The organism is Dietzia sp. IBK-p2-16D (genome assembly GCF_057773085.1).
The window spans coordinates 874,982-898,210 of record NZ_JBYMTL010000001.1; the positions used below are offsets into that span (position 1 = coordinate 874,982).

The 23,229-nt window shown below is 72.0% G+C and carries 19 protein-coding genes and 1 tRNA gene; 3 read left to right on the forward strand and 17 right to left on the reverse strand.

The window, feature by feature from the left end; all coding sequences use genetic code 11:
- Positions 1-6 precede the first annotated feature (6 nt).
- From AC3DE3_RS04045 to AC3DE3_RS04075, 7 genes are all read right to left on the reverse strand, one after another.
- On the reverse strand, positions 7-1,869 hold the full coding sequence (locus tag AC3DE3_RS04045; RefSeq protein ID WP_488369047.1) for an ABC-F family ATP-binding cassette domain-containing protein: 1,863 nt from the start codon (positions 1,867-1,869) through the stop codon (positions 7-9).
- Positions 1,870-1,871: 2 nt separating this feature from the next.
- Positions 1,872-2,891, reverse strand: coding sequence for a 4-(cytidine 5'-diphospho)-2-C-methyl-D-erythritol kinase (locus AC3DE3_RS04050; RefSeq protein WP_488369048.1), 1,020 nt, complete (start codon positions 2,889-2,891; stop codon positions 1,872-1,874).
- Between the two features lie 10 nt (positions 2,892-2,901).
- A complete protein-coding gene (gene rsmA / locus AC3DE3_RS04055; protein ID WP_488369111.1) occupies positions 2,902-3,831 on the reverse strand; it encodes a 16S rRNA (adenine(1518)-N(6)/adenine(1519)-N(6))-dimethyltransferase RsmA in 930 nt (309 codons plus the stop codon).
- Positions 3,828-5,018, reverse strand: coding sequence for a resuscitation-promoting factor (locus tag AC3DE3_RS04060; RefSeq protein ID WP_488369049.1), 1,191 nt, complete (start codon positions 5,016-5,018; stop codon positions 3,828-3,830). The genes rsmA and AC3DE3_RS04060 overlap by 4 nt, the downstream gene beginning before the upstream one ends.
- A gap of 224 nt (positions 5,019-5,242) precedes the next feature.
- Positions 5,243-6,109: a TatD family hydrolase gene (locus AC3DE3_RS04065; protein WP_488369050.1), complete on the reverse strand. Its 867-nt coding sequence runs from the start codon at positions 6,107-6,109 to the stop codon at positions 5,243-5,245.
- Between the two features lie 9 nt (positions 6,110-6,118).
- The gene (metG, locus tag AC3DE3_RS04070) at positions 6,119-7,972 is read right to left on the reverse strand and encodes a methionine--tRNA ligase (RefSeq protein ID WP_488369051.1); all 1,854 of its coding nucleotides are present in this window, start codon (positions 7,970-7,972) and stop codon (positions 6,119-6,121) included.
- A 9-nt stretch (positions 7,973-7,981) separates the two neighbouring features.
- Positions 7,982-9,667, reverse strand: coding sequence for a BCCT family transporter (locus tag AC3DE3_RS04075; protein WP_260488306.1), 1,686 nt, complete (start codon positions 9,665-9,667; stop codon positions 7,982-7,984).
- A gap of 101 nt (positions 9,668-9,768) precedes the next feature.
- On the opposite strand from AC3DE3_RS04075, the gene AC3DE3_RS04080 reads away from it, so the two are divergent.
- Positions 9,769-11,019 (forward strand): aminodeoxychorismate synthase component I, encoded by a 1,251-nt coding sequence (locus AC3DE3_RS04080; RefSeq protein WP_488369052.1) that lies wholly within the window; start codon positions 9,769-9,771, stop codon positions 11,017-11,019.
- 7 nt (positions 11,020-11,026) lie between these two features.
- Here the strand turns inward: AC3DE3_RS04080 and rsmI are convergent, their stop codons facing one another.
- A complete protein-coding gene (gene rsmI / locus AC3DE3_RS04085) occupies positions 11,027-11,866 on the reverse strand; it encodes a 16S rRNA (cytidine(1402)-2'-O)-methyltransferase (RefSeq protein WP_488369054.1) in 840 nt (279 codons plus the stop codon).
- A gap of 66 nt (positions 11,867-11,932) precedes the next feature.
- Between rsmI and AC3DE3_RS04090 the strand changes: the two genes are divergently transcribed.
- On the forward strand, positions 11,933-13,444 hold the full coding sequence (locus AC3DE3_RS04090) for a dolichyl-phosphate-mannose--protein mannosyltransferase (RefSeq protein WP_260488311.1): 1,512 nt from the start codon (positions 11,933-11,935) through the stop codon (positions 13,442-13,444).
- Positions 13,445-13,615: 171 nt separating this feature from the next.
- Entirely contained in the window at positions 13,616-14,644 is a 1,029-nt protein-coding gene (locus AC3DE3_RS04095; protein ID WP_260489160.1) for a mechanosensitive ion channel family protein, read from the forward strand.
- Positions 14,645-14,657: 13 nt separating this feature from the next.
- On the opposite strand, the gene AC3DE3_RS04100 is transcribed toward AC3DE3_RS04095, so the two are convergent.
- The 9 genes from AC3DE3_RS04100 to AC3DE3_RS04140 form a co-directional block, all read right to left on the reverse strand.
- Complete coding sequence (locus tag AC3DE3_RS04100; RefSeq protein WP_260489161.1) at positions 14,658-15,056, reverse strand: DoxX family protein; 399 nt, start codon at positions 15,054-15,056, stop codon at positions 14,658-14,660.
- A gap of 5 nt (positions 15,057-15,061) precedes the next feature.
- Positions 15,062-15,925, reverse strand: a complete 864-nt coding sequence (locus AC3DE3_RS04105) for an SDR family oxidoreductase (protein WP_260488313.1) — start codon at positions 15,923-15,925, stop codon at positions 15,062-15,064.
- 108 nt (positions 15,926-16,033) lie between these two features.
- Positions 16,034-17,287, reverse strand: a complete 1,254-nt coding sequence (locus AC3DE3_RS04110; RefSeq protein WP_488369056.1) for an NADH:flavin oxidoreductase — start codon at positions 17,285-17,287, stop codon at positions 16,034-16,036.
- Positions 17,288-17,413: 126 nt separating this feature from the next.
- Entirely contained in the window at positions 17,414-18,664 is a 1,251-nt protein-coding gene (locus tag AC3DE3_RS04115; RefSeq protein WP_488369057.1) for an alpha/beta hydrolase fold domain-containing protein, read from the reverse strand.
- Positions 18,665-18,772: 108 nt separating this feature from the next.
- Positions 18,773-18,845, reverse strand: a tRNA-Ala gene (locus AC3DE3_RS04120).
- A 113-nt stretch (positions 18,846-18,958) separates the two neighbouring features.
- Positions 18,959-20,170, reverse strand: coding sequence for a divisome protein SepX/GlpR (sepX, locus tag AC3DE3_RS04125; RefSeq protein WP_488369058.1), 1,212 nt, complete (start codon positions 20,168-20,170; stop codon positions 18,959-18,961).
- A 133-nt stretch (positions 20,171-20,303) separates the two neighbouring features.
- Positions 20,304-20,963 carry a GNAT family N-acetyltransferase gene (locus tag AC3DE3_RS04130; protein ID WP_260489162.1) on the reverse strand — a complete coding sequence of 220 codons (660 nt, stop codon included), beginning with the start codon at positions 20,961-20,963 and terminating at the stop codon, positions 20,304-20,306.
- A 22-nt stretch (positions 20,964-20,985) separates the two neighbouring features.
- Positions 20,986-22,263 carry a molybdotransferase-like divisome protein Glp gene (glp, locus tag AC3DE3_RS04135; protein WP_260488321.1) on the reverse strand — a complete coding sequence of 426 codons (1,278 nt, stop codon included), beginning with the start codon at positions 22,261-22,263 and terminating at the stop codon, positions 20,986-20,988.
- Between the two features lie 63 nt (positions 22,264-22,326).
- Positions 22,327-23,226 (reverse strand): UTP--glucose-1-phosphate uridylyltransferase, encoded by a 900-nt coding sequence (locus tag AC3DE3_RS04140; RefSeq protein WP_488369059.1) that lies wholly within the window; start codon positions 23,224-23,226, stop codon positions 22,327-22,329.
- Between the last annotated feature and the right edge of the window lie 3 nt (positions 23,227-23,229).

Consider the following 23,229-nt stretch of genomic DNA (forward strand, 5'->3'; position numbering starts at 1 on the left):
GGTGGCTCAGCCCTCGATCTGCTCGCCCAGTTCCATCCAGCGTTCCTCGAGAGTGTCCTTTTCTGCCGACACGTCCTTGAGCTCGCGGTCCAGGGCGGCCAGCTTCTCGGTGTCCATCGCCCCTTCCGAGACGTCGGCCATGGCCTTGTGGAGTTCGGCTTCGCGCTTGTCGAGTTTGCCCATCTGCCGCTCGATCTTCGACATCTCCTTGGTCAGTGCCCGCTCTTCGGCGGCGGAGAGCGCGGGAGCCGTGGCACTACCACCCGCCGCGCCAGCCGCAGAACCGCCATCCGTCGAGCCGCCAGCCAAAGCAGACCCGGCGCCCGGAGCGGAGCGCGAGACTTTGCCCGAGTCGCCCGCGGCCCCGGCGACGCGACGGCGCTCGAGGTATTCGTCGATGCCGCGCGGGAGGTTGGTGAGTCGGCCGTCGCCGAACAGCGCCCACACCGAGTCACAGATGCGCTCGACCAGATAGCGGTCGTGGGAGATGACGACCATCGTGCCGGGCCAGCCGTCGAGCAGGTCCTCGAGTTGGCGCAGCGTGTCGATGTCGAGGTCGTTGGTGGGCTCGTCGAGCAGCAGGACGTTGGGCTCGGCCATGAGGACGCGCGTGAGCTGCAGCCGCCGCCGCTCACCACCGGACAGGTCGCCGACGGGCGTGCGCTGCCGGGCCGGCGAGAAGCCGAGCCGCTCGGCCAGCTGGGAGGCGGTGAGCTCGTCCTTGCCGAACGCCACCCGGGCTGCGACGTCCTCGATCGCCTCGAGCACCCGCTGGTCCAGCGGCAGGTCGTCGAGTTCCTGGCGCAGCCACCCGATCCGGATGGTCTTGCCCTCCTTGCGTCTGCCCGCGGCGAGCGGGGCCTCGCCGGCGAGGGCGCGCAGGAGCGTGGTCTTGCCGGAGCCGTTGACGCCGACCAGACCGACGCGCTCGCCGGGCGCCAGTCGCCAGGTGAGGTCCTCGACGAGGGTGCGGCCGTCGGGGGCGTCGAGGCGCACGTCCTCGAGCTCGATGACAACTTTCCCCAGGCGCCGTGCGGCGAAGCTCGACAGCTGTAGCGAGTCGCGGGGCGGCGGCACGTCCTTGATGAGCGCCTCGGCGGCCTCGATGCGGTACCGCGGCTTGGAGGTGCGCGCCGGGGCGCCGCGGCGCAGCCACGCGAGCTCCTTGCGCATGAGGTTCTGACGACGCGACTCGGTGGCCGCGGCCTGGCGGTCGCGCTCGGCGCGCGCGAATACCCAGTCGTTGTAGCCGCCCTCGTACTGCTCGACGTGGCCGTCGACCACCTCCCAGGTGTGGGTGGCGATGGTGTCGAGGAACCACCGGTCGTGTGTGACGACGACGAGGGCACTCGATCGCGCGACGAGGTGGTCCGCCAACCACTGGACCCCCTCGACGTCGAGATGGTTGGTCGGCTCGTCCAGCACGAGCAGGTCCAGGTCCTGCACGAGAGCCGCGGCGAGCGACACCCGCCGCCGCTCGCCCCCGGACAGGTCCTCGACGGGCGTGTCCAGTCCCAGGTCGTGGATGCCGATGCCGTCGAGCACCGCGCGGACACGGGCGTCGCCGGCCCACTCGTGGACGGCCAGGCCGAGCCTGCCGACCACGGCCTGGCCCACGGTGTCGGCGGCGAGTTCGGTCCGCTGCGTGACCACGGCGATCCGCAGGCCGCTGACCTGCGAGACACGCCCGGAGTCCGGTTCGGCCACGCCCGTGAGGATCTCCAACAGAGTGGTCTTGCCGCCCCCGTTGAGGCCGACGACGCCGATGCGGTCGCCGGCGTTGACGCCCAGTGAGACGTTGTCGAGTACCTGCCGGATCCCGAAGGAGACCGAGCACTGCTCGAGGTTGATGAGGTTGGTGGGGGCCATCTCTACTTTCCTGTGGGGTCGTCGACGATGTGTGCACCGCCGACCGGGCCGCGGGTCACGCGGACCTCGCGGGCGACGCCGTGCTCGCTGATCTCGGCGGCGACGGCGATCGCGTGGTCACGGTCGGTGCAGAAGAACAGGCAGGTGGGGCCGGAGCCGGAGACCATGCCGTGGAGTGCCCCGGCCTCCCTGCCGACGCGCAGGGCCCGGCGGAGGGAGGGCATGAGTGAGAGGGCTGCAGCCTCCATGTCGTTGGCGAGCAGCCCGGCCACGGCGGCGGGGTCGTCGCCCGCGAGGGCCACGACCAGAGGGTCGACCCCGCCCGCGCGCGGCAGGCCGCGCCCGGGATCAGCAGGGTCGCGCTCGGCGCGCAGCCCGTCGCGCTCGGCGCGCAGCCGGTCGCGCTCGGCGCGCAGCCGGTCGAGCTCGGCGAACACCGTCGGGGTGGACAGTCCCCCGTCGGCCAAGGCCACCACGATGTGCTGCTCGGCGCGGGCGTGCAGCAGCGTGGCGAGCTTCTCGCCGCGCCCGGTACCCAACGCCGTGCCGCCGCGGATGCAGAAGGGCACGTCGCTGCCCAGCCTCGCGGCCCGCTCCTCCAACGCCGCCCGGCCGAGTCCCAGACCGAGCAGCCGATCCGTGGCCACCAGGGCAGCGGCGGCGTCCGCGCTGCCGCCGGCCATCCCGCCGGCCACGGGGACGCCCTTGTGGATCCGGATGGCGACCCGGGAGTCCGATCCCGCCTCCTCGCGGAGCAGGTCGACGGCCCGGGCGGCCAGATTGGTCCGATCGGTCGGCACCTGCGGGGCCCCGGGCCCGGTGACGACGACCTCGTCGTCGTCGGCGTCGTCGTCCAGCGACACGGTGACCCGCTCCCACAGGTCCACGGCCCGGTACACGGTGAGCAGGTCGTGGTAACCGTCGCCGCGCACGTCGCCCACGCCGAGGTGGAGGTTGATCTTGGCGGGGGCGACGGCGGTCACGGCGCGCACGCCGGCGGGGGTGGAGGCGTCGCGGGGCATGACCACCAGCCTACGGCTCGCGGTGTGCCGGACCGATCCCGAGCCGCGCCGCCGCCTCCGCGATGCGGACGAAGTCGGCGGTGGTGAGCTGCTCGCCGCGGGCCTTCGGGTCGACGCCGGCCTCGGTGAGCGCGAGCTCGGCGTTCGCGCCGGAGCCCGCCCACCCGGACAGGGCGGCGCGCAGGGTCTTGCGACGCTGGGCGAACGCGGCGTCGACCACGGAGAACACACGACGTCGGTGCGCCTCGCCCAGGTCCCACGGGGCCTCGGGGTGGGCGTCGATCCGCACCAGGCCCGACTCGACGTTGGGCACGGGCCAGAAGACGTTGCGGCCGACGGTGCCGGTGCGGCGGACGGTGCCGAAGAACCCGGCCTTGACGCTCGGGACGCCGTAGACGCGGGAACCGGGGGCGGCGGCCAGGCGGTCTGCCACCTCGAGCTGCACCATCACCAGCGCGGTCCGCAGGGTCGGCACCTCGGCGAGCATGTGCAGCAGCACGGGCACCGAGACGTTGTAGGGCAGGTTGGCCACCAGCGCGGTCGGCGACGGGACCCCCGGTCCCACGAGGTCGGCGCCGGAGACGGCCAACGCGTCGGCGCCCACCACCGTCAGGGCGTCGACGAGCCCGGGAGCCCGCTCGGCGACGGTCCGGGGCAGGCGCTCGGCCAGCACGGGGTCGATCTCCACGGCCACCACGTGGCCGGCGGCGTCGAGCAGCGGCAGCGTCAGGGACCCCAGGCCGGGGCCAACCTCGATCACCGTGTCATCGCGGCCCACGCCGGAGACCGTGACGATCTTGCGGACCGTGTTGGCGTCGTGGACGAAGTTCTGCCCGAGGGTCTTGGTGGGTTTGATGCCCAGTTCCTCGGCGAGCGCGCGCACCTCCTGCGGGCCGAGTGGGTCGGCCTGCCCGCGGAAGGTCGCGTCCGGGCCGGTCAGCGCAGGCCCAGCTTGGAGGTGCAGGCGGGCCAGGCGCCCCAGCCCTGCGAGGCCCGGACCTTCTCGGCGATCGCGATCTGCTGCTCGCGCGTGGCGAGGTGCGCGCTGGGCGCGTACTGGCCGCCGCCGTGGCCGGTCCAGGTGCCGGCGGCGAACTGCAGCCCGCCGGAGTAGCCGTTGCCGGTGTTGATGCTCCAGTTTCCGCCCGACTCGCACTGGGCGATCGAGTCCCACACGCCGCCGTTCGACACGGCCGGCGCGGAGGGCTTGGGCTTGGTGCCCACGCGCACGACGGCGGGGCGGGCCTCGGTGAGGACCTTCTCCGCGCCGCGGGCGCGCTCGGTCTCGACACCGTTGACGCGGGTGATGGTGTGGACGACCTCGCGCTCCCCCGGGACACCGGGCTCGACGACGGTGCGTTCGCCCTCGGTCGCCTCGGGATCCTCGGTGGTCTGCTCGGGGGCCTCGAACTGCTCGACCGCGGTCTCGTCGGCGACCGTGACGCGGGTGACGGTCACAGGGGTGCCGGGCTCGGCGGGCGCGTCGACGGCGGGGCTGACGGTGTCCAGCGGGCCGAGCGTGATGCCGGCGCGCTCGAGGAACCGCCCGACCGTCTCGCCGGGCGAGGCCATCGGGGTGGCGGGGCCACCGTGGTCGGACAGCAGGAGCTCGCGCGGGGTCACCACGGAGACGGTGGTGCCGTCGAGCGGGACCTCGGAGTCGATGCGCGGGGTGACGTAGCTGCGGGGCGGGACGTCGTCCCGCTCGGCCACCAGGTCGGCGACGGTGGTGGCGGTGGTCCACACCTGCTCGCTGCGGCCGTCGACCTCGACGGTGACGGGCCGGGCGCGCAGGAGGGTGACGGTGTCGCCGTCGCCGATCCGGTCACCGGGGGCGATCACCACGTCCCGCTCGTCGACGCTGTAGCCGGCGTCGGCCAGCGCGGCGCGGACGTCGGAGCTGAAGGTCACCAGTTCGAGCTGTTCGCCGTCGACCTCGAGGGTGTACTGCGTGCGCTGGTCCAGCGCCGCGACCCCACCCACGACGAGCGTGGTGAGCATCCCGGCCACGGAGAGCCGCAGCATGGTGGAGCGGGACTCGTGGAGTCGCTTGACGGGGGCGAGCATGCCCCGGGTCGCGGTGGGTCGGGCGCCCGTGGGGGTGTCGGTCCGTGCGTCGTCAACCACTGGTCGGTTCTCTCCTCGGGTAGCTCCGCGAACTGCCGTACGGCTGTTCGCGTTTCATCACGATAGCGTAACGAGCGCGCGGCGTCGGAGCAACGTGACCCTCGTGACATGCGGAAATGAGTCGACGACGACGAGGGTTTCAGATCACGATTCGTTACACTCGCCACTCGGCCCTCACGAGTACCACGCGCCACACGCGCTGTCTGCGCGGGCGGACCCGCCCGTCAGACGGTCAGGCCGAAGACGGCGCGGGCGGTGTCGGCGACCTCCGCCACGAAGTCCTCCGGGGTCTGCCCCCGGACCTCCGCGATCGCCCGGGCGGTGTACCCGACCAGGCCGGGCTCGTTGCGAGCACCCCGGAACGGCTCGGGTGCCATGTACGGGGCGTCGGTCTCCACGAGCAACTGCCCGGCCGGGGCCAGTCGGGCGGCCTCGCGCAGGTGGTCGTTGGCCTTGAAGGTGACGTTGCCGGTGAAGGACAGCACGTAACCGCGGTCCAGTGCTTCGCGCGCCACGTCCAGCGGCGAGGAGAAGCAGTGCAGCATCACGTGGGGGATGCCCGACCCGGGGCCGGCGACCTCGTCGAGCACCCGCAAGAGATCGCCGTCGGCGTCACGGTTGTGGATCATCAGGCACTTGCCCAGATCGGCGGCGAGCCCGGCGTGCCAGCGCAGGGACTCCTCCTGCTCGGCCGGGTCGGCGCACCCGTCCATCGTGCCGACCCAGTAGTGGTCCAGGCCGGTCTCCCCCACCGCGACGACCCGGGGGTGGGCGGCGAGCTCGCGCAGGCGCGCCCGCACCTGCTCGCCACGCTCGGGGTCGGTGACCTCGCGGGCGCGGGTGGGGTGCACGGCCACGGCGGCGTAGACACGCTCGTCGGCCTCGGCGGCCGCCACGACCGCCTCGGACTCGGCCAGGTCGTCGCCCACCGTGACCATCGCCGCCACCCCGGCGAGTGCGGCGCGGTCGGCGGCCGAGCGCACCTCGTCGGCGGTGCGGTGCCCGCAGGAGTAGAGGTGCGTGTGGGCATCCACAAGCCCGGGCAGCGGCTCGGGCAGGACGGGCGTGGGGCGGGACTTGCGCTTACCCATACGGTCGCCTCAGTCCTCCCCTCGGTCCGACGCGTGCTGGATCGGCGCCCAGCTGGGGCCGGTCTCCGCCAGTTCGGGATCGACCTTGGCGAACAGCGGGCTGGGCTTGTCCAGCGGGGTACCCGGGGTGATCTCGGTGCGCGCCCACCGGGCCTGCTCGGCGGCGTAGTCGCCCATGATCACCGGGTAACTGCGGCCGGCGTCGGGCAGCCCGACTCCGACGAGCTCGACCGGCATGTCGTCGGCGACCTCGTGCACCTGCGGGGCGGCGGCCCACACACCCTGCCCGCCGATCGCGCCGTGGATCTTCTGCGCGGCCGACGGCAGGTACGGGGTGAGCAGCGTGTTGGCGTCGGAGACGACCTGCAGCGCGGTGTGCAGGACGGTGCCCAGGCGCTCGCGCTGGTCGGGCTCCTTGGCCAGTTTCCACGGCTCGGTGGCGGCGATGTAGCGGTTGGCGGCGCCGACGATGCGCATGGCCTCCGTGGCGCCCGCCTTGAACCGGGAACGCTCCAGGTGCGCACCGACGGTGGCGAAGGCCGACTCGGCCTCGCGCAGCAGCTCGGCGTCGATGTCGGACAGGGTGCCGGGCCGCGGGATCTCGCCGAAGTTCTTGTGCGCCATCGACACGGTGCGGTTGACGAGGTTTCCCCACCCGCCGACCAGCTCGGAGTTGGTGCGGCGCACGTACTCGTCCCAGGTGAAATCGGTGTCGTGGTTCTCCGGCCCCGCGACCGAGATGAAGTAGCGCAGCGCGTCGGGACCGAACTCGGCCAGGAAGTCCCGGACGTAGATGACGACGCCGCGCGAGGACGAGAACTTGGACCCGGACATGGTGAGGAACTCAGACGAGACCACCTCGGTGGGCAGGTTCAGTGCACCCAGCGCCCCGGGCTCCCCACCGTGGGCGCCCCGGCCGTCGTAACCGATGAGCTCGGCCGGCCAGATCTGCGAGTGGAAGGTGATGTTGTCCTTGCCCATGAAGTAGTGGGACACGGCCTCGGGATCGGTCCACCAGCGCCGCCACGCCTCGGGCTCGCCGGAGCGCCACGCCCACTCGATGGACGCGGACAGGTAGCCCACCACGGCGTCGAACCACACGTAGAGCTTCTTGTCGCCGCGGCCGGACCAGCCCTCCACCGGGATGGGGATCCCCCAGTCGATGTCGCGACTCATGGCGCGGGGACGCAGGTCCTCGAGCAGGTTGAGCGAGAACTTGAGGACGTTGGGTCGCCAGTCCTTCCGGCCCTTGAGCCAGTCCCCCAGCGAGTCCGCGAGCGCGGGCAGGTCGAGGAACCAGTGCTCGGTCTCGATGAACTTCGGCGTCTCCCCGTTGATCTTGGAGACCGGGTTCTTCAGGTCCGCCGGGTCGAGCTGGTTGCCGCAGTTGTCGCACTGGTCGCCGCGGGCGCCGTCGTCACCGCAGATGGGACACGTGCCCTCGATGTAGCGGTCCGGCAGGGTCCGACCGGTGGACGGGCTCACCGCGCCGGTGGTGGTCTTGGCGACCATGTAGCCGTTGGCGTGCAGGCCCCGGAACAGCTCCTGCACCACCGCGTAGTGGTTGCGCGTGGTGGTGCGGGTGAACAGGTCGTAGCTCAGCCCGAGGCCGGCGAGGTCGTCGACGATGACGCGGTTGTAGCGATCGGCGAGCTCCTGGACGGGCACGCCCTCCTTCTCGGCCTGCACGAGCAGGGGCGTGCCGTGCTCGTCGGTGCCCGAGACCATGAGCACGTCGCTGCCGGCCATCCGCTGGTAGCGCGAGAAGACGTCCGACGGCACCCCGAATCCCGAGACGTGTCCGATGTGCCGGGGGCCGTTCGCGTACGGCCATGCGACCGCGGTGAGGACTGTCTTCGCCATGGCTACAGACTAGGCGGTGGTCGACCCGTCCCCGGAGGTGGTGCTCCCCCCGGCCGTACCCGCGGCGACACGCCCCCGCCGGCGCGCACGCTCGGACTTGGGCAGCTGGTAGACCTTCTCGGTGATGAACGGGTCGCGGGACAGGGCCTTGACGATGGCGACGCACAGCGCGCCCAGCACCAGCACGAACGGCGACGCCGCGATGATGGTGAGGTTCTGAAGACTGTTCAGCGCACTGTCCGGCTCGCCCGCGCGCAGGCCGGGCAGCAGCATGAGGACGGCCACGGCCCCCGTGAGGACGCCCCACAGGACGACGATCCAGTGCGCGGGCTTCTCCGCGCCCTCCTGGGACATCCCGGCCATGACGATCGAGGCCGAGTCCGCCCCCGTGATGAAGAAGATCGCGATGAGCACCACCGCCACCCACGACAGGACGGTGGTGAACGGCAGTTCGCCGAACAGGGCGAACAGCTGGAGAGTGGAGTCACCGTCGCCGTAGATGCTCCTCCCGCGGAGCTCGAGGTCAAGGGCGGCCCCGCCGAAGATCGAGAACCACAGGATGCTCAGTGCGCTGGGCACGATGAGCACGCCCACCACGAACTCGCGGATGGTCCGACCACGAGAGATCCGGGCCAGGAACATGCCGACGAAGGGCGACCAGGAGATCCACCACGCCCAGTAGAAGACCGTCCATCCGGAGAGCCACTCGCCGGCGGTGCCGTCGACGCTCGCCCCGGACCGCGACGCCATGTCGAAGAAGGTGCCGATGTAGCCACCGAGCGATGTGGGGATGAGGTCGAGGATGAACACGGCCGCGCCGGATGCGACCAGCACGAACAGTGCCAGCGCCACCGCGATGGCCATGTTGATGTTGGACAGCAGCTGGATCCCGCGGTCGATGCCGGAGACCGCGGAGATGACGAAGCACAGGCCGAGGACGATGATGATCCCCACGGCCACCGCGGCGCTCTCGGCCGAGACGGTGCCGGTCTCCGCCAGCCCGGCGCGGATCTGCAGTGCGCCGATCCCCAGCGAGGCGGCGGTGCCGAACACGGTCGCGAAGATCGCCAGGACGTCGAGGACCTTGCCCATCCAGCCCCGCGCGCGCCGCTCCCCGATGAGCGGGACGAATGCGGCCGAGATGAGGTGACGCCCCCCGTACCGGTAGGCCGTCAGCGCCAGCGCGAGTCCCACCACCGCGTAGACCGCCCACGCGTGTGCGGTCCAGTGGAATGTGGTGGTCGCCATGGCCGTGGTGACCCCGGGGCGGGCGCCCGGCGGGGTGTCGATGTAGTGCGAGAGGGGCTCGGAGACGCCGTAGAACATCAGTCCGATGCCCATCCCCGCCGCGAACATCATCGAGATCCAGCTGGTGGTGCGGTAGCGCGGCCCCTCGTCGTCGGGCCCGAGCCTGACGTTGCCGAACTTGCTGAACGCCAACCACAGGATGAACGCGACGAACACCGTCGCCGCCAGAACGAACAGCCAGCCCACGCTCTGGGCGGTCCAGTCGAAGGCGGCCGTCGACACGGACTGGAAAGAGTCGGTGAACCCCAGACCCCACAGGAGGACGGCGACGACCAGCACGAGCGCGGGGACGAAGACCCCGAGGCTGAGCTTCGGCGCCGCGCCCGGGTCGTCGGAGCCGCTGCCTGGTGACGACGACGGGACGGGGTGTTCGGCGTTTGTGGTCACCTAGACAGCAGTAGCACGTTATCGGTACCTGAGCGCGTTAAATACGTCTTCACACGGCACCCGGATGGGCTCGGTCGACCGGGATCTGCCACGTTATAGGGGTGCACACGTGGGCGGGACTGCCGCCGGATCCGATCGCGGTCCTGAACGCCTGCGCGCGCCGCGCCGAGCGTGAGGGCCTCCCGCCCCCGGCGGCCCTGCTCGGGGACTGGCTCGGCGCCGCCGCGGTGATCGCCCCGTCGGTCGATCTGGCACCCGTCGATCCTGCTCACGTGTTCGCCGGTGATCCCCTCGTCGTCGTCGACCCCGACGGCACCGATCCGCACGTCACGCTGGGGTTCCGCTCCTACCCCGACGTCCCGCCCGACGCCACCCGACTGCTACCCGAGGCCGTGTCCGGGCGCGCCGACGGGCTCCTCGTCCTGGGCCACGACGGCCGCTGGACCGCACGGGGCACGGTCCCCTCCCCCGACGACCTCGCCGTCCGGCCGGACGGCGGCGACGACCACAGCGCCGACCACAGCGCCGTCCACGACGACGACGACGAGGTCCCCACCCTCGACTGGGCGGCCCCCGACCGGGACGCCCACCGCGCGGCCGTCACGTCCTGCCTCGAGGCGATCCGGGCCGGCGAGATCTACCAGGCCTGCCTGTCCACGCGCCTGGACGGCCGACTGCACGGCGAGCCGATCGCGCTGTTCAGCGCGCTGTGGCGGCGGACGAAGGCCGGGCGTGCGGCGTTCCTCTCCGGGCCGTGGGGCGCGATCGTGTCACTCTCCCCGGAGACATACCTGTCCCGGCGCGGCCGCGACGTCCGCTCCTCGCCCATCAAGGGGACCCTGCCGCTGACCGCCGACCCGGCCGAGCTGCGCGCGTCGGCGAAGGACGTGGCAGAGAACATCATGATCGTCGACCTCGTCCGACACGACCTCGGGCGGACCGCCGACCTGGGCTCGGTCACGGTCCCCGAACTGCTCACCGTCCACGCTGCACCCGGGGTGTGGCACCTGGTCTCCACCGTCGCCGCACGGACCGGCGTCCCGCACACCGAACTCGTGGACACCACCTTCCCGCCCGCGTCCGTCACCGGCACCCCCAAGCTGCGGGCGCGCGAGCTCATCTCCGGGTGGGAACCGCGGGCGCGGGGCCTGCACTGCGGCGCGATCGGGATCGCGGGGCCCGGGGAACTGGACCTGTCGGTGGCCATCCGCACCCTGGAGATCGCCCCCGACGGGCGGTGCGAGTTCGGCGTGGGCGGCGGCATCACGATCGACTCCGACCCGGACGCCGAATGGGACGAGTGCGTGCACAAGGCGGCGTTCACCTGGGGCGGCGGCCCGGCGCCCTGGTAGCGGCCGGTCAGCTACGCGAGTCGAGCACGGCCTGGTACAGGTCCCGCTTGGTCACCGCCGACCCCTCGGCCACGGCCGCGCAGGCGTCCTTGAGCCGCTCCCCCGCCTCGACACGCTCCTCGACGATCTCCACCAGGTCCTCGAGCGTGGCGGTCGACCCGGCACCGTCGACACCCTCGACGACCACGACGATCTCCCCCAGTACGCCGCCTGCGGTCCGCTCGGCCAGCTCTCCCAGGGTGCCGCGGAGAACCTCCTCGTAGGTCTTGGTCAGCTCCCGGCACACCGCGGCCCGGCGATCCGCACCCAGGACCTGCGCGGCCTCGGCGAGCGTGTCGGCCAGCCTGTGCGGGGACTCGAAGAACACGCACGTGCGCTCCTCGGTCGCCAACCGGGCCAGCCACGTGCGGCGACGCCCCGGCCGTCGCGGCGGGAAGCCGTCGAAGCAGAAGCGGTCGACCGGCAGCCCGCTGAGCACCAGCGCCGTGGTGACCGCAGACGGCCCCGGCAGACACGTCACCGGGAGCCCGGCCTCGATACACGCCACGACCAGTGAGTATCCGGGGTCCGACACGGCCGGCATCCCGGCGTCGGTCACCACCGCCACCACGTCCCCGGCGCGGACCCGCTCGACCAACTGGGGCACGCGGCCCGCCTCGTTGTGCTCGAAGAAGCTCATCACGCGCCCCGCGATGGTCACCCCGAGGGCCGTCGACAGGGAACGCAGCCGGCGGGTGTCCTCCGCGGCCACGATGTCGGCGGACGCCAGGACCTGCCGCAGCCGGTCCGAGGCATCGGCCGGGTTCCCGATGGGGGTGGCCGCCAACACGACACGTCCGGACGTCATGCCGACCACCCTATCGGTGGCCGGGCACCTCCCCGCCCCGCGCAGGGCCCCCACTATGCTCGGCCTGTGACCTCGACCATCGGCGTGCGCTCACCAGGACGCCCGCTGCCCGCCCCCGACACCGGTCCGGTCGACACGACCCGCGACCGGATCGTCACCGGCGTCATCCTGGTCCTGGCGTTCCTCTCGCGCTTCTGGGGCCTGACCTCGGCCACCGACAAGGGCACCCCGGTCTTCGACGAGAAGCACTACGCGCCGCAGTCGTACAACGTCTCCCAGCTCGGCATCGAGGAGAACCCCGCCTACGGCCTGGTCGTGCACCCGCCCGTCGCCAAACAGATCCAGTCCATCGGCGGCATGCTCTTCGACTATTCGCCCCTGGGCTGGCGGTTCACCGCGGCCCTGGCCGGGGTGGCCGTGGTGCTCATGGTCATGCGCATCACCCGGCGACTGACCAGGTCCACTCAGCTCGGGCTGGTCGCCGGGCTACTGATGTGCCTCGACGGCGTCACGTTCGTGACCTCGCGCATCGGGATGCTGGACATCTACCAGGTGCTGTTCGTCGTCGCGGCCGCCGGCGCCCTGCTGGTGGACCGCGACCAGATGCGCGCCCGGATGCACCGCGCCGCGCTCGAGGGCCGGCTCCACCTGTCCGACCTGGGGCCGCGCCTCGGGTTCCGCTGGTGGCGGTTCACCGCCGGCGTCATGCTGGGACTCGCGCTCGGGGTCAAATGGTCCGGCCTCTACTTCATCGCGTTCTTCGGGCTCATGACCGTGGCCTGGGACTGGGCGCTGCGCAGCCGCTACGCCATCCGGCGGCCCCTCGCGGGAGCGCTGGTCCGCGATGCGGTGCCGGCCTTCCTCACCCTGGTGATCTGGCCGGCGATCCTGCACATGTTCACGTGGCTGCCCTGGTTCGCAGGCGAGAACTCGGTGTACCGGCACGTCGTGGGCGACGAGGTCGAGGACAATTGGATGCCCGACGCGGTGCAGTCGTGGCTGTACTACCAGTCGTCGGTACTGGACTTCCACTCCACGCTGACCACCTCGGCCGGGAACCGGCACCCCTGGGAGTCCAAGCCCTGGACCTGGCCCATGAGCCTGCGGCCGATGCTCTACTACGTCGAGCAGGGCGAGGGCGTCACCGGTTGCGGGGAGGCCTCCTGCGTACGGGCGATCATGCTGCTGGGGACGCCGGCCATCTGGTGGCTGGCCATCCCCGTGCTGGCGTGGGCGTTCTGGCGCGCCGTGATCTGCCGCGACGGCCGCTACGCGTTCCCGCTCGTGGGCTACATGGCCGGTTACCTGCCGTGGTTCTTCCAGCACGACCGCCAGATGTACTTCTTCTACGCCTCGGTGATGGCGCCGTTCTTCATCATGATGATCGCCCTGGTCCTGGGCGAGGTCGCCGGCCGGGCCACCGACTCCCCGAGGCGGCAACTCCTCGGCCGCGCGATCGTCTGTCTGTATCTGGCGCTGGTCGCGGTGAACTTCATCTATGCGCTGCCGATCCTGGCGGGCACGCCCATCACCCAGGCCGAGTGGAACCTCCAGCTCTGGCTCCCCTCCTGGCGGTAGGGCAGCGGCCGGGTCCGCGCCCCGCTCGCGGGTCCTGAACACGGCCTGACCGCCGCCTGTGCGGGGCCTGATCCCCACCCTCGGGGGCCTCCGGCCCGGTGTCGCCGGACGCCGTCGGCCAGTACGGTCGCGGCAGTGAACGAGCTACTCCTCCTTCTTGCCGATCTCCCGATGAGCGACCTCACCCGTCAATGGTTGGTCGAGAAACCGGTCATGATCGCCCTCTACATCGTGCTCGCGCTGCTGGTGCGGTGGGTGCTCCACCGGGGCATCGACAAGGTCACCGCACCGTCGGCGGACGGGTCCCCGTCCGCGTGGCGACGCCGCCGTCAGGAGAAGTCCGACCAGCGGGCGGAGGCGAGCGCGTCGGGCCCCGGCCCCGACGGTCCGCACGAGGAGGTCACCGCCGACGAGAGTGGTGGTCTCACCGCTGCGGTTCTGAGGAAGAACAATCGACGACGGTCGGCGGAGCACGTGCGGACCGAGCACAAGCGGGCCGAACGACGCGCGCAGCGGATGGCCACGATCGGGTCGGTGCTCAAGTCGATCGTCTCGTTCGCCGTACTCGTGTGGGTGGTGCTGCAGACACTGGCGATCCTCGGCGTCAACGTGGCGCCCTTCATCGCCTCCGCCGGGATCGTCGGTGTCGCCCTGGGCTTCGGCGCCCAGGCACTCGTCCGGGACTTCCTCTCCGGGCTGTTCATGCTGTTCGAGGACCAGTACGGTGTCGGCGACTGGGTGGACCTGGGCGAGGCCGAGGGGACGGTCGAGCACGTCGGCCTGCGGGTCACCTCCCTGCGGGACCTGCACGGGACGCTCTGGTATTGCCGCAACGGCGACATCCAACGCGTCGGCAACTACAGCCAGGACTTCGGCGTGGCGTTCCTCGAGATCCCGGTCTCCTACACGGCCGACGTCGACCGGGCGTGCACCGTGGCCATCGAGACCGCCAAGCAGGCGGCTCGCGAGGAGCCGATCGCGTCGAACCTCATCTCCGGCCCCGAACTGCAGGGTGTGAACGCGCTGGACGCGGACTTCTGGTCGCTGCGGATGACGGCGGTGACGCAGGCCAACGCTCAGTGGGCCACGGAGCGGGAGCTGCGGCGCCGCATCCGCAACGCCTTCGACGAGGCCGGGATCGACGCCCCGTACCCGGAGGGGCTCCCCGTGTCGGCGATGCGCGCGATGGCCTCGGAGTGAGGCCCTGTCGGCGCTAGCCTCCCAGCACCCTGTCGATGCTGAACCGGCCGGCGCCGACCGCCGCCACGAGCAGCGCGCCCACCCCCAGCGCCACCACGAGTTCCCACCCGTTCTGCGTGATGAACGGTCCGTTGGTGGCGTGGACGAAGTAGAAGGCCCCGGCCATGTCCACCCCGAGCAGAATCCCGGCCAGGGGGGTGAGGAGCCCGGCGATGAGGGCCGCCCCGGCGACCAGCTCGACCCCGGCGACGATCGCGGCGGTGACCGCCGGCTGGGGGATGCCGTAGCCGGCGAACTGCTCGGCCACCCGGCTCAGGCCGAGGGTGAAGAACTTCTGCCACCCGTGGGCCGCGAACACCACCCCGAGCCCGACACGGGCCAGGAGAATCGCGGCATCCCGGAGGGTCTCCAGCCCCCTCACGGGAGGATGCCCCGGCCGGCCTTGGTGAGCCGCCGCTGGAGCGCTCTCATCGCGAGTCCGTACAGCGGCGGCGCGAACTTCTGTGCCGCGAAGCCGAGGCGGACGTCCGGGGACGTGTAGACGATGTAGCGCCCCTTGCGCACTCCCGCGAGCATCTTCTCGGCGGCCTCGTCAGGGGTCACCGCGTGGCGCCGGAACTGGTCGACGGTCCTGGCCACCTCCGGATCGGACCTGTCGACGCCGGCGATCTCGACGGTCTCCACGAGCGGGGTGTCGACGCCGCCGGGGCAGACGAGGTGCACGCCGATGTCGTACGGCGCCAGGTCGAAGCGCAGCACCTCGGCGATGCCGCGGATCCCGAACTTGGCGGCACTGTAGGCGGCGTGCCACGGCAGGCCGAGCAGACCGGCGGCGGACGAGACCATGACGAGCGCCCCGGGCCTGCGGGCGGCCATCATCGCCGGCACGAACGCCTCGACGACGTGGATGGTGCCCATGAGGTTGACCTCGACCATCGAACGCCAGACCCGGTGCTCCAGCAGATCCGGGCGGCCCCACGCCGAGTTGCCAGCCACGTGGAAGATCGCGTCGGGCGCACCGCTTCCGGCCATGACGCGCTCCCCGAACGCCATCACGGCCTCGTGATCGGTGAGGTCGACCATCTCGGCGAGAAGCACGGGCGCACCGGCGTCCCTGCAGTCCTGCTCGGCGGCGGTCAGCCCCTCGGCGTTGATGTCGGTGAGCACCAGTCGGGCCCCCTCCCGCGCGAGCCGGAGGGCCGCCGCACGGCCGATCCCGCTGGCTGCGCCGGTCACCACGCAGACCCTGCCCCGGTAGTCCTTGATCCGTCGCCTCGACATCTACTCCCCCACGTAAAGGGCCCGGGTCGAAAAGCGGCGGGCCACCCGATGAGATCACCGTAGCGGCCCGCCGGGGTCCGTGAGGCGTGACGGCCGGGCGCGTCCGCTCTAGACGGGTGGGGTGAGTCGGGTCGGCTGCAGTGTGTCGTGGCCGCCGCGGGCGGGGATGGGCGGGACGTACTCACGCAGCACGCAGCGGCTGCCGCTGTAGATGGTGGCCATACAGCGGTTGCAGTGCACGCACAGGGATCGACGCCGGTCGTCCTCCTTGAGCTTGTTCGGCAGGTCGGGCTCGCGCAGCAGACCACGGCCCATCGCGACGAACTCGAAGCCGGCACCCATCGCCTTGTCGATGGACGGGCGGTCGACGATGCCGCCGAGCAGCATCATCGGCAGGTCCACGGCCTCGCGGATCTGTCGGGCGTCGTCGAACATGTACGCGTCGGTGTACGGGTACTCCTTGAACGTCTTGGGTCCCACGACCTTCATGCCCATCTTGATCACCGCGGGCTGGGTGGCGGCGAACTCCTCCAGAGGCGCGGCGCCCTTGAACAGGTAGATGGGGTTGAGCAGGGAACTGCCGACCGTCATCACCAACGCGTCGGCGGAGCCGTCCTGCTCGAGCCACTGGGCGACCTGGCGGGCCTCGTCGATCCAGAACCCGCCGGGCACCCCGTCGTCCATGTTGAGCTTGATGGTCACCGCGATCTTGTCGCCCATGGCATCACGGATGGCGCGGCCGATGCGCCGGGCGAAGCGGGCGCGGTTCTCCAGCGATCCACCGTAGGAGTCCTTGCGCCGGTTGAGTTTGGGGCTGAGGAACTCACTGACGAGATAGTTGTGGCCGAAGTGCACCTCGATGGCGTCGAACCCGGCCTCGTGGGCCCCGCGGGCGGCACGGACGTGGTCCTCCACGATCCGGTCGATGTCGGCCTCGGTGCACGCCTTGGTGATCGCCAGCCCGGTGGGGGCCGGGATCCGGGACGGCCCGAGCGGGGGCAGCCCGTTCGAGGAACCGTTGGCCACGGCCCCGGCGTGTCCGACCTGGGCCGAGATCGCGGCGCCCTCGGCGTGCACGGCGTCGGTGAGCTTGCGCAGCATCCCGCCGTCGTCCATGCCCCAGTGATACTGGTGCTTGTCGGTGCGGCCCTCGGGGGAGGTCGCGAGATAGGCGACGGTCGTCATCCCCACGCCGCCGCGCGCGTACTCGGCGTGGAACTCGATGAGCTCGTCGGTGATCCGCCCCTTGGGACAACGCCCCTCGAAGGTCGCGGCCTTGACGATGCGGTTACGCAGCGTCACGTTGCCGATCTTGCCGGGGCTGAAGACGTCGGGTGCGGGTGTGCCGGGCGCGAGACTCATGACCAGAACTATAACCTGTTCCACTGCTCCGGTCCCGCGTCTGGCCAGCACTTTTGCCGCGCAAATCTGGATGCACCCCGGGCCCGGCCGCGCCACCGCCCGTCACCTGCGGACCATAGGTTGGCCTTACCCGCTCGGGCCGCCCGCACCGACGGTGCTCCTCCGGATGTGCGCGGCCAGCACGGCGAGCGCCGAGGCCCCCTCCCTGGTCCCGGCCACGACCGGGAAGCAATGCACCATGCCGGGCCAGACCCGCAGGTCGATCGACGCGCCGCGGGAGCGGCTGGTCTCGACGAAGGAACGGACGTCCGCGACCACGAAGTCATCACCGCCGCACACGATCGCCGTCGGCGGTGCCGTGGTGTCGAGCGGCCGGTGAGCGGGTGAGATCCCCGGGTCGTCGACCGGGGTGTCCCCGGCGTAGGCGTCGCGGCAGGCGCGGGCGATCCGCGGCGGGGTGAGCGGGTCCATCGCCCCGATCCACCGGCTCGCACGACCCCGCCGGTCCGACCCGGCGGGGTCGGTGAGGTCGACCCAGGGGCTGACCAACGCCAGAGCGGCCGGGTGTTCCCCGCGCCGGCGGAGGCGGTCGAGCAGACCGAGAGCGAGAGCTCCGCCCGCGGAGTCCCCGGCGACGGCGACCCGCCCGGCACCGCCGACTCGTTCGGCGAGGTGACGGAATGCGGCGTCGGCGTCGTCGAGGGCGGCCGGGTACGGGTGCTCGGGCGCGAGCCGGTAGTCGGGCACGTAGGCGGTCGATCCGGATAGCCGGGCGAGGGTCACCGCCATGGCGGCGTGCGTGTCCGGGGATCCGGCGACGTAGCCCCCGCCGTGCAGGACGAGCAGGCCCGGGGCGCCCTCGGGCCCGTCGACCCAGAGTCCCGGCACCGGCGCGCCGCACGCCGGGCCGGCCACCCGCCGGGACCCCGTGGCACGGGACGCAGCGGTGGCCACCGCGCGCATCATCCGTATCCACCTCCGGTCGAACGGCGCGACGGTGAGCGCGGGACGGACGACCAGTTGCAGACCGAGGCGTTGGAGCCGAGCCGACGGGCTCGGCCGACGCGAGAGGGGGATCCGCCGGTCCGCCTCGGTGACCAGTCGGCGCGCCAGCAGGGTGAGCAGTACCCGCAGGACGCAACCCTCGACCACACCGACGGGCCGGGAGGGGGACCGGAGGGACCGGGTCCACTCGAGTTCGCCGCCACCCCCGGGGAGCGCACGCACGGCGACGTACCCCGCGTACCGCCGACCGAGTCGGTGGAGCAGCGGGCCCGCCCACTCCCGCCACCGTGTGGCGGGGGCGAGGGCGAGCACGTCCCCGGGCTCGGCGGAGAATCGCCGCACGACCGCGACGGTGACGGTGTGACGGGCCACTGCGCCTCCTCGGGGACAACGCTGTCTCACTGCAGGGCCAGCTCAACACAAAGCGGAAAGGCCGTCCCCGCTTGCGCGGAAACGGCCTCTGAACTCGAAGTCCTTGGGTGGAGCTAAGGGGAATCGAACCCCTGACCTTCTCGATGCGAACGAGACGCGCTACCAACTGCGCTATAGCCCCTCGCCGCCCCTGCGGGCGACGTTGCCACTCTACCGGGCGGCTGCGCCACCCTCTCGAGCAGCGTGGAATACCTTACCAGGATGGTCGGTCCCCCGACCAAACCGGGCCGCCTGTCACCCCACTGCGCGCCGCAACGGCTCGCGATGATGACGCCGGCGATCGTGGTGACCGGGGTCGGAGTCGAGGCGATCGTCGAAGGTGTCGAGCATGTCGAACGCCGGGTCCTCGTCATCGATCTCCAGCACGACCGCGCCGGGGCGGCGCAGGCGGGGCGGCACGACGGACAGCTCGTCGTCCTCGCGGGACTCCACGCCCAGCCGGGCACGACGCATCCGCTCGACGCGGCGGCGGCGCAGGCTCTCCTCGAGCTTGACCTGGCGACGCAGGTACGTCATGTAGGCGGCCAGCAGCAGTACGGAGCCTCCGGCGAACCACCACACGGCGGGCACGGTGAGCAGCGCGGCGATCACCGTGACGACGGACAGCGCCACGAGGATGAGTGCCGTGCGCTGACGCGCGTGTGCCCGCTGCTCCGCGGCCTCGCGGTCCGCCATCGGGTCGTAGGCCCCGCGCCCACGACGCCGCTCGGCGAAGTCCAGATCGGCGTCGGTGAGTTCGACCTCGGGCTCGGCCGGACGCCGACGCCCACGGTGGGTGAGCACGGCCTCCTCGTCGATGCCCGCGGCGTCCTCGGCGTGATCGGTCCGTTCGGACTCCCGCTCCCCCGCCCGGCGTTCGACGAGTTCGCCGTCGACGACCACCGGTCGCCGCGTCTCGTCGTCGGTCTCCGAGGCGCGTGCGTCGGCTCCGGCCACGGTGGCGCGGATGTCGCCGACCTCGGCGGCCACCGCCGAGGCGGTCCGCTCGTCCATCGACGCCACGGCACGGACGGAGTCCCTGTCGTCGACCACGACGACCGCCGGGATCTCGGACGTGATCTCCTCGGCGGACGGCTCGCCGGTCGCGGCTGCGCGCCGCTGCTCCATCGCCCGGCGGACGGCCTCGCCACGCCGGCCCGCGGCCTCGCGGCGCAGGGTCTGCTCGAGCAGGTGCTCCCACGTCTCGGTGTCGAGGAGTTCGGCGTCCGTCGCGCCCGCCCCGGACGGCAGACCGAAGAGCGACTCCTCGGCCTCGGTCTGGACCGGATCGGTGGCGGCACGGCCCCGACTGGGCACCAGACGGCCGGAGCCGCCCGAGTAGAGCGTGCGGGTCTCGGCCAGTGCGTCACCGGTGCGGCGTATGGGATTGCGCGACCGGATGAGCATCGGCGCGAGGACGAAAAGCCAGACCACCACCAGCAGGATTATCAGCAGCGAGCTCGACATCGATCAGGCCTCCTCGAGCGTCTACCGACGACACGGGACGTCGCGGTGAGGTCCCCACCGTAACGGCGCGTCGGCCGCGTCCGGTGACGGCGCGCCGCAGGTCACGATGCTCAGGACATACTCAGACGCGTGTTCACGCGCGTTGCGCCAGACCCGCTGCCACGAGGGCCGCGACGGCGCCCCGCCCGTGCTCCTCCCGGGTACGTGCCAGGAGGAGATGATCGCGCCACGCGCCGTCGACGTGGAGGTAGCGCCGCAGCAGTCCCTCCTCGCGGAAACCGCACCGGCCGAGCACGACGCGGCTGGCGGTGTTCTCCGGCCGGACGGTGGCGTCGACCCGGTGTAGGGCTCCCGGCCCCAGTGCATGGTCGACGCCCAGCGCCAGCGCCGCGGTGGCCACCCCGCCGCCGACGAACGGCCGCCCCACCCAGTAGCCGATCCACCCCGAGTGCAGCGCGCCGCGGACCATCCCTCCCACGGTGAGCTGCCCGCAGAAGCGCCCGTCCAGTTCGATGGCCGCGGGCAGGGTCGCCCCGGCGCGGGCGTATCGCTTGAGCTGCGCGTGGATGGGCGGCCAGGCCCGCGCGGAGTTGTTCTCGTGCCACCGGCCCTCGACGGTCGGTTCCCACGGCTCGAGGTGGTCGCGCTCGAACAGTCGCAACGCCGCCCAGTCCCGGGCGTCGCGGCGCCGGACGGGCCGCAGGCTCACCACACCGGCGCGCACGCGCACCGGTCCCGCCTCGATGGGCCACCCGGGATGCGCGACCGTGTCGGCCGCGAGGGCGTTCCACAGGCCGCTCACGTCGCCGACCCGATCACCCGCGCTGGGCGAGGAACATCACGTCGACCTCGTCACCCGTACGCACGGCGGTGATGCCGGGGTCGATCACGACGAGGCAGTTCGCCTCGGCGAGCGAGGCCAGCAGGTGGGTGGAGGATCCCTGGGCCCCGCCGAGTGCGCGGACCAGGTACTCGCCCGTGTCCGTGTCGCGCATCAGCTGTCCACGCAGGTAGCCACGCCGGCCCTCGACCGACGAGATCGGCGCGACGGTCCGCGCGCGGACGGTACGGCGCATGGGTTGCCGCTTGCCGAGCGCGATCCGGATGAGGGGCCGGACCATGATCTCGAAGACCACCAGCGCGCTCACCGGGTTGGACGGCAGCAGGAAGGTCGGCACCTCGTCGCGGCCGAGCCGACCGAAACCCTGTACCGACCCGGGGTGCATGGCCACCCGGTTGACCTCGATCTGCCCGAGCTCGGCCATGACCTGACGAATGCGGTTCGTGGCCTCGCCGCCGGCGGCGCCGGAGACCACCACGAGTTCACTGCGGACCAGCTGACCCTCGAGCACCTCGCGCAGGCGGGAAGGTTCGGTACTGGCGATACCCACGCGGTGGACGTCGGCGCCGGCGTCCCGGCCGGCCGCGGTGAGGGCGTACGAGTTGACGTCGTAGACCTGACCCGTGCCGGGGCGGCCGTCGACGTCGACGAGCTCGTCGCCCACGGAGATGACCGCCATCCGCGGTTTGGGGTGCACGAGCACCTTCGCCCGACCGACGGAGGCGAGCAGCCCGACCTGCGCCGGCCCGATTATGCTGCCCGCGCGTACCGCCACGTCACCGGGCTGCACGTCGTCACCGATCCGGCGGACGTAGTCACCCGTGCGGACGGCGCGGGTCGGGGTGATGTGACGTCCCTCGGCGGTGGCCCACCCGATCGGCAGGACCGCGTCCGCGAGCGTGGGCAGCGGCGCGCCGGTGTCCACGCGGACGGTCTGGCCGGGCTGCAGCCGGGCCGGCTGGCGGGATCCCGCGGTGATCTGACCGACGACGGGCAGGCTCGCGGACCCGGCGGGGCCGTCCCCGCCCTGCGTGACGGATCCGCCCTGCGCGGCGGGACCGCCGACGCGCACGTCGACACTGCGGACCGCGTACCCGTCGATGGCCGCCTGGTCGAACGCCGGCAACGGCCGTTCGGCCACGACCTCCTCGGCACACAGCAGTCCCTGCGCCTCGGAGATCGCCACGCGGACCGGGCGCGGCGCGACCGCGGCCGCCGTCACCAACGCGAGCTGTTCCTCGACGGAGCGCACCAGGTGTCCCCTTCCCGTACCAGTCACGGCCCGTTGACCGGGCCCGCCTCACCTACGGGCCCGTCAGGAACCCAGTCGGTCCGAGAGCCACTCGCGGAGGTCGTCCGCGTACGCCGGATTGTCCAGCGCGAAGTCCACACAGGCCTTGATGTAGCCACCCGGGTTGCCGAGATCGTGCCGCGTGCCGTCATGGACCACGACGTGCACGGGGTGCCCCTCGCCGATGAGCAGGTCGATCGCGTCGGTGAGCTGCAGTTCGCCGCCGGCGCCCGGCTCGATCCGCCGCAGCGCGTCGAAGATGGCGCGGTCGAGCACGTACCGCCCGGCCGCGGCGAGGTTCGACGGCGCGTCCTCCGCGGCGGGCTTCTCGACCATGCCGAGCACCTTCTTCACCGAGGGGTCGTCGGTGTCCTCGACGCGGAACACGCCGTAGGAGGAGACGTTCTCCGGATCCACCTCGAAGGCGCACAGGACGCTGCCCCCGCGCGCGGCCCGGACGTCGGACATCTGGCCGAGGATCCCGAACGGCAGGACGAGGTCGTCCGGCAACAGCACGGCGACGGCCTCTTCCTCGTCCCCGAGGACCGACTCCACCTGCGCGACCGCGTGTCCGAGCCCCAGCGGCTCGTCCTGACGCACGTCGACGACCTCGATGAGCCCCGGCGCGCGCTGGACCTTGTGCAGCAGGACGTCCTTGCCACGGTCGGAGAGCGTGTCCTCGAGGACCGTGTCCTCGGAGAAGTGCGCCATCACACCGACCTTGCGCTCGGAGGTGACGATCGCGAGCCTGCCGGCGCCGGCCTCGGTGGCCTCCTCGGCGATGAGTTCGATGCCCGGGGTGTCCACGACCGGCAACAGTTCCTTGGGCACCGTCTTGGTGGCGGGCAGGAACCTGGTCCCCAGGCCGGCCGCCGGCACGACGGCGGTCCGGAACTGCGGTTCGACAGAGGTACTGGACGTCATGGC